Origin of the sequence: Myxococcus sp. CA033 (assembly GCF_013336625.1) — a bacterium.
Lineage (GTDB): Bacteria > Myxococcota > Myxococcia > Myxococcales > Myxococcaceae > Myxococcus > Myxococcus llanfairpwllgwyngyllgogerychwyrndrobwllllantysiliogogogochensis.
Window position 1 is genome coordinate 1 of the sequence record NZ_JABUMU010000013.1, and the last position, 15,651, is coordinate 15,651.

The 15,651-nt window shown below is 66.9% G+C and carries 10 protein-coding genes; 2 read left to right on the plus strand and 8 right to left on the minus strand.

The annotated features are described in order from the left end of the window. On the plus strand, positions 1-1,131 hold a 1,131-nt coding region (locus tag HUA78_RS26650; protein ID WP_174477416.1), incomplete at its 5' end, for a chloride channel protein. Here HUA78_RS26650 and HUA78_RS26655 read toward each other — a convergent pair. The 7 genes from HUA78_RS26655 to HUA78_RS26685 form a co-directional block, all read right to left on the minus strand. Then, positions 1,116-3,410 carry a putative metal-binding motif-containing protein gene (locus HUA78_RS26655; protein ID WP_174477417.1) on the minus strand — a complete coding sequence of 765 codons (2,295 nt, stop codon included), beginning with the start codon at positions 3,408-3,410 and terminating at the stop codon, positions 1,116-1,118. The genes HUA78_RS26650 and HUA78_RS26655 overlap by 16 nt on opposite strands. Next, positions 3,407-4,216, minus strand: coding sequence for a hypothetical protein (locus tag HUA78_RS26660; RefSeq protein ID WP_254623917.1), 810 nt, complete (start codon positions 4,214-4,216; stop codon positions 3,407-3,409). Before HUA78_RS26660 ends, HUA78_RS26655 begins: the two co-directional genes overlap by 4 nt. 176 nt (positions 4,217-4,392) lie before the next feature. Next, entirely contained in the window at positions 4,393-6,750 is a 2,358-nt protein-coding gene (locus tag HUA78_RS26665) for a putative metal-binding motif-containing protein (RefSeq protein WP_174477419.1), read from the minus strand. A 210-nt stretch (positions 6,751-6,960) separates the two neighbouring features. Continuing rightward, positions 6,961-9,258: a membrane dipeptidase gene (locus HUA78_RS26670; protein ID WP_174460277.1), complete on the minus strand. Its 2,298-nt coding sequence runs from the start codon at positions 9,256-9,258 to the stop codon at positions 6,961-6,963. 120 nt (positions 9,259-9,378) lie between these two features. Then, a complete protein-coding gene (locus tag HUA78_RS26675; protein WP_141646689.1) occupies positions 9,379-10,719 on the minus strand; it encodes a CapA family protein in 1,341 nt (446 codons plus the stop codon). A 199-nt stretch (positions 10,720-10,918) separates the two neighbouring features. Continuing rightward, the gene (locus HUA78_RS26680; RefSeq protein ID WP_174455996.1) at positions 10,919-11,284 is read right to left on the minus strand and encodes a VOC family protein; all 366 of its coding nucleotides are present in this window, start codon (positions 11,282-11,284) and stop codon (positions 10,919-10,921) included. 282 nt (positions 11,285-11,566) lie between these two features. After that, positions 11,567-11,965, minus strand: coding sequence for a hypothetical protein (locus tag HUA78_RS26685; protein WP_174455997.1), 399 nt, complete (start codon positions 11,963-11,965; stop codon positions 11,567-11,569). 247 nt (positions 11,966-12,212) lie between these two features. Between HUA78_RS26685 and HUA78_RS26690 the strand changes: the two genes are divergently transcribed. Continuing rightward, on the plus strand, positions 12,213-13,724 hold the full coding sequence (locus HUA78_RS26690) for an ABC transporter substrate-binding protein (RefSeq protein WP_174455998.1): 1,512 nt from the start codon (positions 12,213-12,215) through the stop codon (positions 13,722-13,724). 136 nt (positions 13,725-13,860) lie between these two features. Here the strand turns inward: HUA78_RS26690 and HUA78_RS26695 are convergent, their stop codons facing one another. Further along, entirely contained in the window at positions 13,861-15,315 is a 1,455-nt protein-coding gene (locus HUA78_RS26695) for an EGF domain-containing protein (protein ID WP_254623918.1), read from the minus strand. Between the last annotated feature and the right edge of the window lie 336 nt (positions 15,316-15,651).

Genomic DNA, 15,651 nt, shown 5'->3' on the forward strand with positions numbered 1-15,651 from the left:
GGGGCGGTGTACGCGAAGTGGGGCGGGCCGGTGCGCGGGGGGAACAACCTGGTGCTCGACACGGTGCACACGGGGGATGCGCAGGTGCCGCTGCGGATGGCGCCGATGGTGTTGGTGGGGACGGTGCTGACGCACCTGTTTGGCGGCAGTGCGGGGCGCGAGGGCACCGCGGTGCAGATGGGCGGGAGCCTGGCGGACTGGGTGGCGCACCGGTTCCGTGCGGGGGTGGATTTGCGGCGGGAGCTCTTGGCGGCGGGAATCGCGGGGGGATTTGGTTCGGTGTTCGGGACGCCGGTGGCGGGGGCGGTGTTCGGGTTGGAGGTCGTGGTGGTGGGGCGGCTCGGCTACGAGGCGCTGCTGCCGGCGCTGGTGGCTTCGGTGGTGGGGGATTTGGTGACGCGGGGGCTGGGCATCCACCACACGGTGTATCCGGTGCCGGGGGTGTTGCCGCTGACGGCGCAGGTGTTGGGGAAGTGGTTGGTGTTCGCGGTGGGGGTGGCGCTGGTGGCGGTGGTGTTCGTGGAGGGGCTGCACCGGCTGAAGGCGTTGTTGGAGCGGCGGGTGCGGTGGTTGCCTTTGCGGATGGCGATGGGTGGGACGGCGGTGGTGTTGCTTTGGTTGTGGGTGGGGACGGATGAGTATCTGGGGTTGGGGGTGCCGGGAATCATCCGAGCGTTCGAGGACCCGGCGCTGCCGGTGTCCGCGTTCGCGTGGAAGCTTGCGTTCACGGTGGTGACGCTGGGCTCGGGGTTCCTGGGCGGAGAGGTGACGCCGCTGTTCTTCATTGGCGCGAGCCTGGGGAACGTGCTGGCGCGGGTGCTGGGATTGCCAGTGGACCTGGGGGCCGCGGTGGGGATGGCGGCGCTGTTCGCGGCGGCGGCGAATACACCGCTGGCGTTGTCCATCATGGCGGTGGAGCTGGTGGGCGCGGGGGTGCTGCCGCACGTGATGATTGTGTCGACGGTGGCGTATCTGCTGACGGGCCACCGGGGGATTTATCCGTCGCAGCGGATTGGACGGAGGAAGCACGGCGGGCCGCTGCTGGAGCGGTGGGTGCCGCTGCGGGAGCTGGAGGCCCCCGGGCCACATGGGCCCGGGGATTCAGGACCGGGAGGTCACGGCTCCGGGTAGTGGAACACGCGGCCGTCCTCACCGACGATCCACAGGTCTCCGGCTGCTGTGATGGCAATGTCGTTCAACGGCACGTTCGCCAGGCTCCCGGTCAGGTCCGGCCCTCTGGCCCAGCCATACGGCGTCAGCCGGTGCAGCCTGCCGCCAACTCCGCCCGAGCGCTTGTCCACCATGTAGCACTGCTCGTTCAGCGGGTTCTGTGGGTTCTGCGCGTCGTACCGCATCACCACGCTGGTGAAGTCGAACGCCGATGGAGCGTCTGTCTTGTCCCACGTCGTCGCGCCGTCCCAACGCCACACGACCCCGCCTTCTCCCACCGCGCAGGCTTTGTCCGCGTCCCCCATCCACACCGCGGTGGCCTTGCCATTCACGTTGGTGGGGTTGGACGTGTGCCCTGTCGGTGTCCCGGTCGGGGTCGCCCCAGTCGTCACCGCGTAGGACACGAACCGCTGCCTATCCCCCCCGCCCGTGCTGTTTCCCACCGCGAGAATGAAGTCCTCTCGCAGGGCATGCAGGCCGTAGAGGTTGTTGATGTTGTCGTTCAGCTCCGTGAATGGATTGCCAGCAGCACCCACCACCCACCTGAACAGACGCCCATTCGTGTCGGACAGGTAGACGGTCGTCACCCCGCCGGACTCGAAGCCCACCATTCCTGTGATGTTCTGTAAGGTGGGCAAAGTCCCCGGCCCACAGGGGGCACTCGTCCCAGTATGCCTGGCCACCCATCCTCCCTCACCGCCCAAAATCACAGCGCCACTGGAGTCCACCCAGGAGACCGTCCAGTTGTGGTCCCCGCAGTTGTTCGTGTTGAGCGGAGGGCTCCCGTCAGGAGGCGACGGATTCGCGGTGTCTCCGAAGCTGTAGCTCTCGAATTTCTGGTGGGCCGCCTTGCGCACCGCCAGCTTGCCGCCATGGCCCGCGACCCAGACCGGATATCCCCCCTGCCCCACCGCCACCGTCCTCCAGTCCTGGCTGCCTGAAGTCAGGTGATAGCTGGCCACATCCTTCAACGTGCCTCCACAGGACGCTGGCTCGTCGCTCACGCCCCCACTGCAGTTGTTGTCGATGGCGTCACACACCTCCGTGAGGCCCGACCTCGCCGCGGGGTCCGCGTCATCGCAATCCGTGTGGACATTCTCCACGTGGCCTTGTTGGGGCGTCTCGCCTACACAGACTTCATCCACCGCCGCGTTCTGGTCCCCATCCCCGTCTTGGTCACGGTCGGGATAGAACAACCTCGGCGGCCTCGCATCGCACTCCACATCCGTCTGGTCCGCCTTGCAGACCCGTATCCCCGTGCAGCTCAGGTTGCTGCATAGCGTGTTCTTCGTCGGAAACAGCTCATCCGCGTTCCCGTCGCAGTTGTTGTCGCGGTTGTCGCAACGCTCAATACTGCCCGGCGTGTTATTACTGTCACTGTCGTTGCAATCGAACGGCAGGCCCTGCGGCAGGCGGACATAGAAGGCAGGCTGGGCACACTGGATAAGGAGCGAAGCCCCATCAACCGCCCCATCCGCGTCCCTGTCTTGGTACCAGTTCTTGTCGCTGCCCTCGTCCACGCTCCCGTCGCAGTTGTTGTCGATGTCGTCGCAAACGTCCGTCTTGCCTGGGGTTACGGCCGGATCATCGTCCCTGCAGTCCCCGCCAGTGGTCGCGTACCCCCACACACCGCTCGTCGGCACGCAGTGTTGAATGGCCTCCCCACCAACCCCGTCGTCGTCTGCATCACGGAACATGGCAATTCGGGTCAGGCCCTCATCAGCCCCACCGACGCAGTTGTTATCCTTGTCGTCGCAGATCTCCGGCAGTGAGGGGTTCGTCCTGACGTCGCCGTCGTCACAATCCGTCCCCCCTCTACTCCCCCCCAGTATGGCAACGTACCCGTCACCGTCCGCATCAGGAGTGGCGAGCACCGCCGCGAGTGACCTACCGACCTCCCCCACCAGTTCCACCCGGTCCACTGCCTTGCCCGCGCAGGTCTGCTCGTGCGCGGTGAGGATCACCCGCACCTTCTTGCTCCAATCCCCCCTGCGGAATGCCCTCAGCTCCAATGGCGGCGTCTGACGAGAGAGAGCGCTGCCCTCGACGGTCTGCTCCGTGAAGTTCGCCGGATTCGCTTCATCCTGGGTTCGCATCACGATGCACCCGGTCTTGAAGCTCGGCGAGTAGTCGACCGTGATGCGAACGCCCCTCTCGGCCTCGAGGTCCTCGAGGCTCGGCACGGAACAGCCTCCGAGCACCAGCAGGCTCACGACGACCAGGCTTCCCATGCGGCTCATCGCGCACCTCCCTCGGCCACGGTCGCTTCGGAGGAGTCCATCAAGAGCCACGTCGCCAGCGCTCCCACCGCGGCAGCCGTCGCGGCGCCAAAGAGGATGTTCGCGGTCTGAGCACTGCTCTGTGCCCGTGAATGGTGGGACTCAAGGTCCTCCTGGAGTTGAGCAGACCGCGCATCGTCGATCTGACTGCGCGATGACAGGCCGAACACCGTGCCCACTCCACCCGCCGCGACTCCCGCGCCCAACAACGCCCAGCTCACCACTGGCACCCGTCGCCCTGCGACGCGCACACCCTGGGAGGCTCGCGCCGACTCCTCTTCCACGCCGCCTGGTGCCCACGCTTCCGGGACTCCGTCCTCCTTGCTGGGAGGCATCAGGTGAGTCACGGCGACCTCGGTCTCCTTGGTCGGGGGCTTCGCGTCCACTGGCGCGACCTCCACCGCCGCCGCCGTGGGCGCTGTCGGCGAATCCGCGCGTCGACCAGCCACTGACGCGCGGACCTTGGTGCGCTGCGTCTCGAACTCGCGACTCACCTTGGGCGAGACGTGCAAGGGAAGCTGGATATCGAGCTGGCGTTGGAGCGCCTCGCGGAAGTCCTTGCGCGCCGCCTCCCACCTTCCCATGTCCGCTTGGACAATGCCTCGCAGCAGGGAGAGGGAGACCGCTTCGTCAGGGCCATGCGGCAGGCGACTGGCGTGCTTCAGTCGCTCCAGCGCTCGCTCGTATTCGAGGTCCTCGTAGAGACGGATGGCCTCGGTGATTTGACGTTGGACCTCACCTTCGGCCCCGTGCGCGCTCAGCGGCATCGCCACTGACACGCAAACGAAGACCGCAAGGCATTCCCCCCACAGGCATGACTTGGACATGCCTGGACTCTAGGCCCAACCAGGAAACAGCGGAAAATCCAAACAGGACTTTCCTGTCCGGGTCACCACGCTCCGGCCATTCAGGCCCGAAGCGTGGCGGAGGCCGACAGCAACAGCTACGGCGACGGCTCCGGGTAGTGGAACACCCGGCCGTCCTCACCGACGATCCACAGGTCTCCGGTCGCGGTGATGGCGATGTCGTTCAACGGCACGTTCGCCAGGCTCCCGGTCAGGTCCGGCCCCTTGGCCCAGCCATACGGCGTCAACCGGTGCAGCTTGCCGCCAGTTCCACCCGTGCGCTTGTCCACCATGTAGCACTGCTCGTTCAGCGGGTTCTGTGCGTTCGACGTGTCATAACGCATCACCACGCTGGTGAAGTCGAAGGCCGATGGAGCGTCTGTCTTGTCCCACGTCGTCACGCCGTCCCAACGCCACACAGCCCCGCCTTCTCCCACGGCGCAGGCCTTGTCCGCGTCACCCATCCACACCGCAGTGGCCTTGCCATTCACGTTGGGGGGGGTGGACGTGTGCCCCGTTGGTGTCCCGGTCGGGGTCGTCCCAGTCGTCACGGCGTAGGACACGAACCGCTGCTTATCCCCCCCGCCCGAGCTGGCTCCCACCGCGAGCATGAAGTCCTCTCGCAGGGCATGCAGGCCGTAGAGGTTGTTGATGTTGTCATTCAGCTCCATGAATGGATTACCAGCACCACCCACCACCCACCTGTACAGACGCCCATTCGTGTCGGACAGGTAGACGGTTCTCACCCCTCCAGACTCGAAGCCCACCATTCCCGTGATGTTCTGTGAGGTGGGCAAAGTCCCCGGCCCACACGGGGCACTCGTCCCTGCATGCTCCGCCACCCATCCTCCCTCGCCGCCCAAAATCACACGGCCTTGAGAGTCCACCCAGGAGACCGTCCAGTTATGGTCCCCACAGTTGTTCGCGTTGAGCGGAGGGCTCCCATCAGGAGGGGACGGATTTGCGGGGTCTCCAAAGCTGAAGCTCTCGAACTTCTGGTTGGCCGCCTTGCGCACCGCCAGCTTGCCACCTCGGCCCGCGACCCAGACAGGATATCCAGTCTGCCCCACCGCCACCGTCCTCCAGTCCTGGCTGTCTGAAGTCAGGTGATAGCTGACCACATCCCTCAGCGTGCCACCACACGACAGCGGCTCGTCGCTCACACTCCCGCTGCAGTTGTTGTCGATGGCGTCACACACCTCCGCGAGGCCCGAGTTGGCCGCGGGGTCCACGTCATCGCAGTCTCCGTGGAGGTTCTCCACGTGGCCCAGTTGGGGCGTCTCGTTCGCGCAGACTTCGTCCACCGTCGCGTTCTGGTCTCCGTCTCCGTCTCCGTCACGGTCGGGGTAGAACAACCTCGGCGCCCTCGCGTTGCACTCCACCGCCGACTGGGCCGCATTGCAGACCCACGTCCCAGTGCAGCTCACACCGGAGATGTTGCACACCGTGTTCTTCGTCGGGAACAGCTCATCCACGTTCTGGTCGCAGTTGTTATCGGCGTTGTCGCACAACTCCACCTTGCCCGGCGTGTTGTTGCCATCAGCGTCGTTGCAATCGAATACCTCGTTCTGAAGCCGGTTGCGATAGGAGTCGTCAGGCCGATCACACTGGGTCACGACCGAGTTCGCACCCACCACGCCATCCTGGTCGACGTCTTTGTACCAGTTCTTGTCGTGGCCCTCGTCAGTGTTGCCGTCGCAGTTGTTGTCGAAGTTGTCGCAAACTTCCGGCTTGTTCGGGGCGATGTTCGCATCATCGTCCTTGCAGTCCCCGCCAACATCCGCATAACCGGTGACACCGGCTTCCGGCACGCAGTGCGTGGTGGCCTCGCGACCAACCCCATCTTTGTCCCCATCAAGGAACATGGGCACTTTGGGGAGCCCCTCGTCAGCCTCTCGACCCTCAACCAGACCGACGCAGTTGTTGTCCTTGTCGTCGCAGAGCTCCGCCTGCCCGGGGTTCCTCATGGAGTTGGTGTCGTCGCAGTCCGTTCCCTTCTTGTCGCCGGCCATGGAAACGAAACCGTCGTCGTCCGCGTCGACGGTCACAAGCGTCAACGCAGCCACGTCCTTGACGTCTTCGCTGGGGAATTCGAACACGTTCTCAGCGCTATCGACCTGCTGGCCAGCGACGGCCAACGTCTCGCCGGACCCGGCGCACGGTCTCTCGTACGCGGTGACTGTCACCTTGAACTTGTTACTCCAGCCGTCCTTCTTGACCACGGCCACCGTCAAGATGGGGGACGGAACTTCCGAAGTGGCCGTCGCCCGCTGCTTCGGAGCAACGACCTCCTCCAGCTTCAAGTCCGGGTTCGCATCATCCTGGACGACGACTTTGAAACACCCCTTCTGAAATCCAGAGGTGTACTGGACACGGATTCGGACCGCCGCCTGCTCCTTCGACTTGGAGCACGCGAGGACCAGCAAAGGGAGCAGGCACAAGGCAAGGCGACGCATGGGGCGCACTCTACCGCAGCCTCCCCCCCGCTCGCGCTCCCCTCTTGCTTCCCGCCCCCTCGCCCTCACCCCTCTCGGAAAACTCCGGCCCGGCCGTCCAGGCACACAGGCCCCCGCCCCCCTCTCCCAGCATTCCAAGATTCCGAGCCCACCCACCCGCACCCGGGACGCCAGGGGCTCCTCCGCCCCCGGCATCCCCAAGGCTGACGCCTACTTACACGTGAAGGACCAGCGACACGTCCCCGACTGGCACTCGCGCCCGGAGCCGCACGCCGCCCCTCGGCCCTTCTTGTTCTGGCACTTGCCCGAGTTCAACCCCCAGCCACAGTACTGGCTCGCACCACAGTGCGAGTCGCTGTCACACAGGCAACTCCCCGTCGGATTCAGATAGCAGTCCGCGCTGCACCGGTCCGTCGTGCACTCGTTGTCCGACTTGCACGTCTGCCCGTACGCCTTCGACCTCGGCGTGAAGCACCACCCCACCGCGTCCGCGCACCCACCACACGACCCCGACTGGCACTGCCCATCCCGACTGCACGACGTCCAGTCCGTCTTCTTCGGCACGCAGTCGTTGTCCGCCGGATTCCCCGGCGTGTCCTTCTGGCAGTACCCCACCCCGCCGCAATCCTCGTCCCCGTTGCACACGCACCGGCCATCGAACGTGCTGCACAACACCGACGTGCACTGCTCGCTCAAGCACTCGTCGTCGAACCGGCACTCCTGGTTCATCTCCTTGCTGTCCGGCGAATAGGCCTTCCCACACACCGTCGGGTACGCCGCCTCCCGGTCCTCCGGCTTCACCCACGCCGCCACACCCGTCGTGTCGATATCCAGCGCCGCGTCCGCCATCCCCGTGCGCGTCACCGCCGTGCGCTCCCACATCCGGATGAACGTCTCCGCCGAGCCCGTCAGCCCCGCCGTGTTCACCCCCAGGTTGCGCAAATCCTTCACCATGTCCGGCAACAGGCCCACGTGCGCCAGGCCCTGCTCGTCGAACGCCGTCCCCAACCGCCCCGGCCCCTGCAAGGTCTGTTGCCGCGCCTGCGCGTCCGCCTCCGCCTGGAACCCCGCCGAGCACGCCCCGTCATCTCCAAACCGCGGCCGCGTCTGCTGGATGAACCCGTTGAAGTCCGCGCCAAACGCCATCGGAACCTTGAGGCCCTGACGACCGAACTCGTACGCCTGCGCGAACGAACGCGTGGACCCCTGGCAGTTGTTCGCCACGCCGGACTTCGTATACGTCCGCGTCTCGTCATGCGCCGTGCGCAGACCGAACATGCCGCCCGTGCGCCGCAACATCTGCACCACCCACGCCGGCGTCGTCTTCTCGTTCTCCGCCAGCTTCCCGTTCATCACCTCGCGGAAGTGCCCGTGGCTCACATAGAGCGGGTAGTACTTGTTGCGCTCCGCCACCGAGTACGCATCCCGCACGCTCTTCTCCGACAGGTGCGCCAGGTCGATGAGCATCCCCTTGTCCATCATCGCCTGCATCAGCGACTGCCCCTCCGCCGTCAGGCCCTTCACGTTGCGGCAGCTGCCGTCCACGTCGAAGCCCAGCGTCATTCCACCCACCGTCAGCCCACAGTCCGTGTCGATGTGACAGTTCTCGAGGAACTGCGCCGCCTGGAAGATGGCGTTGTGCGGCGCCGCGCCACCAAACCGGTTGTCCAACTGGTGCACCGGCTGCAACGTGCGCACGCCCAGCCCGTGGAAGCGCTCCAGCTCCGCGCGCCAGTCCTTCGCGCCAAAGAGCTTGCTCGTCTCGATGGAGAGCACCATCGCCAGCTTCCCCTCGGAGATGATGCGCCGCGCGTCCGCCGGCGTCAGCGCCAGGTCCACCCAGTCGCGAGTCGCCGCGAACTCGCGCGCCTTCTGCAACTGCACCTCCACGTCCATCATCTCGTCACACGGCCGCGTGCGGTTCTGCGGCGGCAGCGCCTCGCACAAAAAGCCGTTGCTCACCGCCGACACCACCACCAGCGACATGCCACCCTGGTGCGCCTGCCGCAGCCACCCTTCCCACGACTGCTGGTGCGCAATCGTGTCCCAGCGCGGCCACTCCGTGTTCGGGTTGCGCCGCCCGTCGTGCAGGCCCGTGTCGCCCTGCGTGCCTTCAATCTTCCCCAGGAACTCCGAGCCCACCGCCCCCGCGACGCCGAACAGCTGCGACAACACCGGCACCCCGCGCAGGTCGATGTTGCTCGAATTCGGACACAGGTTGAGCAGATGGCTCAGGTCCATCCGCACCCGAGCGTGGTCGCTCTCCGGCCACCCGCCGTCACACCGCGTGAGCGCGTCCGTGACGGTGCCGTGGAACCAGCCCCCGCCAAACGCCTCCTCCGCGAACATGTGGTGATGCAGCTCCGCGAAGCCCGGTACGCCCAGCTCCTGCTGCTGGGCGCCCACGGGCTCGGCGGGCGCTTGTCCCTCCTCCTCCACCGGCACGCACGACAACGCCATGGCCAGTACCCAGGTGGAACACCATCGAAGACGACGCGAAAGGGACATGGGGGACTCCCTGCAAGTGGAAACCCCCACTTAGCGCCAGCCCACACCCCAAGTTCAAGCCGGACGTCGCCATGCCGTGACTGACGCAACGGTGCTGCACCGCGTCGCGAAGTCTGGCGGCTACGGCGGCGTCTGGGTCGCCAGGCTCCGAGTCCCGGGAGCGGGCGGTACGAAGGCCGTGCGCTGGCGCAGCTCGGAGGAGGCCACGGCAAAGCCCTCGGGCAGCATGCGGAGGATTCGCTCCCGCCGGTGCTGGGAGCCGACGAGACGCTTCTCCAGAAGTGCCTTCTCCGCGAGCGTCGCCTTGTCCAACGGCGCGGGCCGCGCCGCCAGCGCCGCGAGTCGCTCCCTCACCGCCTCCAGCTCCCGGTCGATGAGCACCGGCTGGATGTTGCGGCGCTCCCGGGCCTTGCGCCCCACCGCGTTGTTCTCAATCCACACCGGCAGCACCGCCACGTCTCCCAGCACCACGGGCGCTCCGGGCGCGGAGCGCGCCAGTGAGACTCGCAGCAGCATGGAGTCCCGCTTGTCCCCCGCCTCGCCCTTCTTCCCCGGCGCGTGGCGGTAGAAGCGGTCCTGGTTCGCCACCAGGTTGCCCAGGGAGAAGGCGATGAGCCCTCGCCGCCCGTCCGCCGTCGTGTAGCCCTCCAACGGCTGGAGCACGTGCGGATGGTGACCGATGACGGCCAGCGCCCCGGCGTCCAGCAGCGCGCGGCCCAGCTCGCGGTCCTGGGGGTTCGGAGTGTCGGCGTACTCGGTTCCCCAGTGCACCAGGACCACGAGCGCGTCACAGCGCGCGGCCACGGCTCGGACCTGCTCCACCGCCTCGTCGGTGGTGAGCCCCCGGTGCAGGCGGTGAATGGGATACGGCACGAAGGCCACGTGCGGAGCCTGCGCGTCCTTGGGATTGCTGAAGCCATTGAGCAGGCGCGTGAAGGACAGGAAGCCCACCTTCATCCCACGCACATCCATGAAGACAGGCTCCCAGGCCGCGGCCTTCGTCGCGCCCGTGCCCGTGTGGCGCAGCCCTGTCGCATCCAGGTGCCGCAGCGTCTCCACCAGCCCCGTGGGGAGCTGGTCCCTCGCGTGGTTGTTGCCGGTGGAGACGAGCTTCACGCCCGAGGCGGCGAGCGCTCGCGCCATGGCCGACGGCGCGTTGAAGAGCAGCTCCCGCGTCACCGCCTTCTTGTTGTCCGTGACGGGCGTCTCCAGATTGATGACGCCCACGTCCGCGGTGCGCAGCACGTCCGCGATGGGACCGAAGACATGGTCCCAGCCTTCATTGTTGAGCGACGGCGCCACGCCGCCCGTCGGTGGCACCGGCCCGGTGCGCGCGTGCAGCTTCGCCACCGTCTTCACTTCGCCGTGCGGAATCACATCCCCGCCGAACACGAGCTCGACATGAGTGGCGGGCGCGGCGGCGAACAGCAGCGGGATGAGCAACAGCGCGGGCGAAGGCACGCCCGCCACCTTAGTCCACCCTCTCCACGGACGCGGAATCCCTGGCCGTTGACCCGGGTGCTACAGGCCCCGCCCCGTGGACGCCGCTCCGGCACGGTGACGTCTCGACACCGCCACGCACCGCGTCTCGCGCTCGTCGCATGCAGCGCGCCCCATCCAGGGGAAGCGCCGTGCCTTCGCGCACGGCGCCATCCTCCGGTCAGCGTGCTCGTGGGCTGGCGTTCACCTCGACGAGCAGCTCACCGGGCGCCTTGCAGTAGACCATCGTGCCCCGGTTGTTGCGGATGACGTCACTGACCTCGAGCCCCTCGGCGCGAGCCCGCTCCTGGAACCCGAGCACGGTGGCCTCGTCGTCGACGAGGAAGCCGATGTGGAAGCCCTCCGGGTACTTCTCCGTGGGCGACTTGAGGCGCTGGAGCACGAGCACCAGGCCCTCGCGGTCCGTGAGGATGGCGATGGCCGGGGAGGCGCGGTTGCTGGTGTGCTCGAAGTCGAAGAAGTGCTCGAAGAACGTCGCGGTGCACTGGACGTCGGGGACCTGCAGGTCGATGTGGTTCAGCTTCATGGTGAGACCCTCGGGGCATGGCGATGCCCACAAGGCCGGGGGTTCTCATCCGTGAAGGAGGAACAAGCGCTCCCACCATGGGAGTGACCGGGGCTCACCGAACCGGTCCGCCGTTTTTCGACCGGGCGCGAGTATAGGACAGGACCGCGCACCAAGGCGAGGCAAGCCTCACCACCCGCCCCGGCACGCACCCCGTCGGTCAGAGCACCAGCGAGACGACGCCCGCGACGTCCGTGACGCCCTCCGCCGTGAAACACCCCAACACGTCCGTGTTGAGCAGCGTCAGCGTGCGCACCACCGTCGCGCCACGAACCGACCGCTCACCACCGTCCCGGTGAGGACGACAACGACCTCACCCGCCGGCTTCACGTTCATCGCGGTGGTGCCCGACGCGACGCTCACGGTGTCATCACTCCACTGGGTGTGAATCGTGGAAGTTCCCTGGCCGAACCCACAGCCGAGGATGCCATCCCCCTCCGTGGTGACGATGGCGGAGGGCAGACTCAGCGGCAACCCCGCGCACCCGTCGGTGCCGAGGGCGGAGACATGGGTCTGCCTGGCATCGTTGGTCAGACCCGGCTCGAATTCGGTGACTTCCGAACCCAGACACGCGAGGAGGGCGGTCTGCGCTTGCGCCTCCATCGTGGCGAACAGGGACAACACCACGAACAACCCAGACACGGACTTGAAGAGGATGGTGGACTTCCTGACGACTGCTCCCGCTCGAGGTGACGAACCCCCACGGACGTGAGGATGGCGCCAGTCATCACGGAGTCCGTTGCCGAGCCCACCCGCCGACAAGCGTGTTTGCCTTCACAGCCCCGAGAGAAAATTGGACTTGAAGCGTTCCCGGAAATGTCAGACCGACCCGGTATGAATCTCCCCGCGCGGCGCCATTCAGGGCGTCGCCAGAAGGATTGCCTTCGCCATGAATATGTCATTGATTTCCCTCGGGCTTCTGGTCGGAATGACAGGGGTCGGCTGCGCGGGTCTCGACGATGCCGAGGCGGTGGACTCCTCCGTGTCGACGGACGAGACCTCCCAGGTCACCCATGCCCTGGTCACCCATGTCACCGGCACCAGCCCGGTCACCTTCGTCACCATGTCGGGCAACGAGACGAAGCCATACAACCAGTCCGCCACGTCGGTGGTGGCATACATGCGGGACTCGACGACCGGGGCGTTCACGGCCTATCCGGGCACGGGCTCCGCGGACGGCACCATCTCCGTGCCGAACGTCCCTTCCGGCCGCATCTACCTGAAGCTGGGCTCGCGCTACCTGGTGAGCACCGGCCGCGCGTTCGACCTGGGCTCCACGGAGTGGGGCCGCGATGGCACCTTCGTCTCGCTGCCCACTCCCGTGATGGTGTCCGCCACCGGCCTGTCTCCCTGGCAGCCAGCGGACTTCCTGGACATGTATTCGTTGAACCCGGGGGCGTTCGGCCACATCAACGGCAACGCCACGGGGTTCCCCCTGTCGGGCGCCACGTCGCTCTCCGGGCTGAGCTTCGATTACGCCAACATGATCAACCCGGTGCTGCTCGACAGCGGCCAGGGGGATGTGTTCTCGCTGGCGCAGATGCGGTTGCAGTCGAGCGCGAATGGAGTGCCCTACCGCGCGATGCACAAGGTGCTCGACGCGAGCGTGACGCAGGTGGAGGGCCAGCCCGTCACCGTCAGCGGAACCTTCACCCAGCCCGTCGCGACAGGCACCTTCGCGGTGGACTGGAGACGCTCGGCCTTCGAAGCCATGCGCACCCAGGTGAACCCGGGCGCGGTCAGCACGTACAGCGAGATCTGGATGTCCGCCCGGCCGGCCGCGCTGAGCTCGGCGCTCGGGTCCATCAGCGGGTCGCCCGTGCTCGTGAAGCTCAATCCTGACTCGCAGCGGACCGACATCGTCACGGGGAGCATGACCTACAACAACCCGCTCCCGGCGACGTGGCAGAAGGTGGCGCTCGCCGCCGCGGGCTTCACGAAGAGCTACGCGCTGGGGACCGCGACGCCCTACACCATGAGCGTGGACATCCGCATGGACCAGGAGGCGAGCGCGTTCACCGCCGCGCCCGTGCAGCCCCTTGTCGGGCCGGTGCAGGCACCCCTGGTGAACACGCGCGGCGCGTTCCAGAACCTCACGGGCGTGGGGACTGACGCCTCGCTGCGCTGGTCGAAGCCGCTGGTCGGCACGGCCACGAACTACGTGGTGAACATCTACCGGCTGGGCACGAGCAACGGCTCCACCACCGCGACGCGCGTGGCGGTGCTGCACACGGATCTCCAGAGCGTGTACCTGCCCCCGGACGTGCTGCAGGCAGGCCAGACGTACTTCGCGGAGATCCAGAGCTGGCACCAGCCCGGCTCGGACCTCGCGACGAGCCCGTACAAGCGCTCGCTGCCTCGAGGCCGCGCCAGCGTGCTCACCGGCATGTTCAGCCCGTAGACGCTGAAGTTCTGGGGAGAAAGGGAGCCCGCTCAAATCCATCGAGCGAGCGTTCGACTCCGCGGGTTTCGAGTACGACTGACCACGGTGGGCGCGAAGCACTGCCCTTCGCGCCCACCGTGAAACCACCGTCAGCTCACAGCGGGCAGTTCGGCTCGCCGCCGCCGCTGACACCGGACGGGTACGTGATGGACCCGACGTACGACGGGTGGCACGGGTAGCACGCGGCCCCCACGTCGGCGCTGGTGGCAGCGCCCGTGAAGACCTGGTCCGACTGCCCCGCGCGCTTCACCGTCACCGAGTAGGGCACGGGGTTCTCCGACGACGCGGTCGGCGAGAAGCCCGCCGCCTTGAGGCAGATGTCATACGTGCCGTTCGGCGGCGTGAAGCCCGGGTTCCAGACGACGTTCTCCGGCCCCCGCCCACTCGACGCGTCCTGGTCCAGCTCGCCCCCATCCGTGCTCGGCCCAGGCCCGCGGTTGTCGTAGAAGATGATCTTCCCCGTCGGCGTCCGGACCACCAGGTCCGCATCCCCGTCACGGCCCCACATCGCGGTGACCTGCAGCGCGATGCCCCCACCACCGCCCGTGCACACCCCCGCGTTGCAGGTCTTCCCCGCCGCGCAGACGTTGCCGCAAGAGCCGCAGTTTTGCTCGTCCGACCACACGTCCACGCACTGCGAGCCACACTGGACCCGAGGCGGCGCGCAGGTCGCCGGCTGGCAGTAGTAGCTCCCCGGCGTGTTCACGCACTGCTGGCCCGGCGGGCAGTGGGCCGTCCCGTTGGTGCACTCGTTGATGTCATTGCACGTCCAGCCATCCCCCGAGTAGCCCGGCTTGCACGTGCAGGTGTAGCTGCCCGGCGTGTTCGTGCAGTAGGCATTCGGCGAGCACTGCGCCGTGCCGTTGGTGCACTCGTTCACGTCGTGGCAGACGCTGGGCTGGCCCTGACAGGTGTAACCCGGCTCCACCGCGCAGTTGGCGCTACAGCCGTCCCCCGCCCCGCGGTTGCCGTCGTCACATCCTTCGCCGGTGCCCACCATGCCATCACCACAGACCACCGTGTTCACGATGCTCGTCGCCTCCACCGCGTCCACCTGGAAGATGGCGAGCAACCCGGCGCGCAGCCTCACGTAGCGGTAGGGCGTGGGGTTGTTGAAGGACACCACCGTCGAGTGCGTCCCCAGCCCCAGGTCCAGCAACTGCGCCTGTCCCGTGGAGATGACCTGCATGTTCGTCCCCAGGAACTCCACCTGCGCGATGACCGCCAGGTTCAGCCCCCGGTAATAGATGCGCAGCGGCCCGGTCCCCTCTTCACCCGCGCCCATGTCCAGCGTGAGCGAGGCCCCCAGCAGCCCCAGGAAGCTGGCCGTGGTCCCATTCGGCGCGCCCACCGCGTTCTGGGGGTTGTTCACACCGAGCAGCCCGTCCTGCACCACCGCATCGGCATACGGGTCGCCCGCGAACGCGGACACCTCGCTCGAACTCTCAGCATCGAAGAGCACTTCTTCATCGGAGCTGGCGCCACACGCACCGAACGCACCGACAACGACGAACGCCAGGGCCGCGCTCAACCAGCGCGTCATAGACATACCGCGACTGACTTTCATGTTCTGCTCCATTCCATCCGGCTGAAGGGACGAAGCGCTCCGGTGAAACCATCCACCTCGAGCACCCGCCTTGCGTATGGAACGCATGAAAGGTTTTTCCGTGAGTTCCGCCCCCTAATTTACCTGCTTTACCCGTGTTCCACTCGACAAGCCAGACGGAGAATGGCCGCGCGGAGCAAGCCAGGCGACACCCTTCCCGCCCAAAGCATGACACGAAGTACGTGGGTGTCCTTAGCGCCCCGGGGCCTGGACAAGCCATGCGTCGGTCTCCACCCAGCACTGCGAGACAGGGTTCCCGTTGGACTCTCCACCAGCCCG

What these genes read in the sequence shown, in the direction of transcription:
- HUA78_RS26655 (WP_174477417.1), bottom strand. Translation starts at nt 3,410, where the DNA reads ATGAGCCGCATGGGAAGCCTGGTCGTCGTGAGCCTGCTGGTGCTCGGA.
- HUA78_RS26665 (WP_174477419.1), bottom strand. Translation starts at nt 6,750, where the DNA reads ATGCGTCGCCTTGCCTTGTGCCTGCTCCCTTTGCTGGTCCTCGCGTGC.
- HUA78_RS26670 (WP_174460277.1), bottom strand. Translation starts at nt 9,258, where the DNA reads ATGTCCCTTTCGCGTCGTCTTCGATGGTGTTCCACCTGGGTACTGGCC.
- HUA78_RS26690 (WP_174455998.1), top strand. Translation starts at nt 12,213, where the DNA reads ATGAATATGTCATTGATTTCCCTCGGGCTTCTGGTCGGAATGACAGGG.
- HUA78_RS26660 (WP_254623917.1), bottom strand. Translation starts at nt 4,216, where the DNA reads ATGCCGCTGAGCGCGCACGGGGCCGAAGGTGAGGTCCAACGTCAAATC.
- HUA78_RS26680 (WP_174455996.1), bottom strand. Translation starts at nt 11,284, where the DNA reads ATGAAGCTGAACCACATCGACCTGCAGGTCCCCGACGTCCAGTGCACC.
- HUA78_RS26695 (WP_254623918.1), bottom strand. Translation starts at nt 15,315, where the DNA reads ATGTCTATGACGCGCTGGTTGAGCGCGGCCCTGGCGTTCGTCGTTGTC.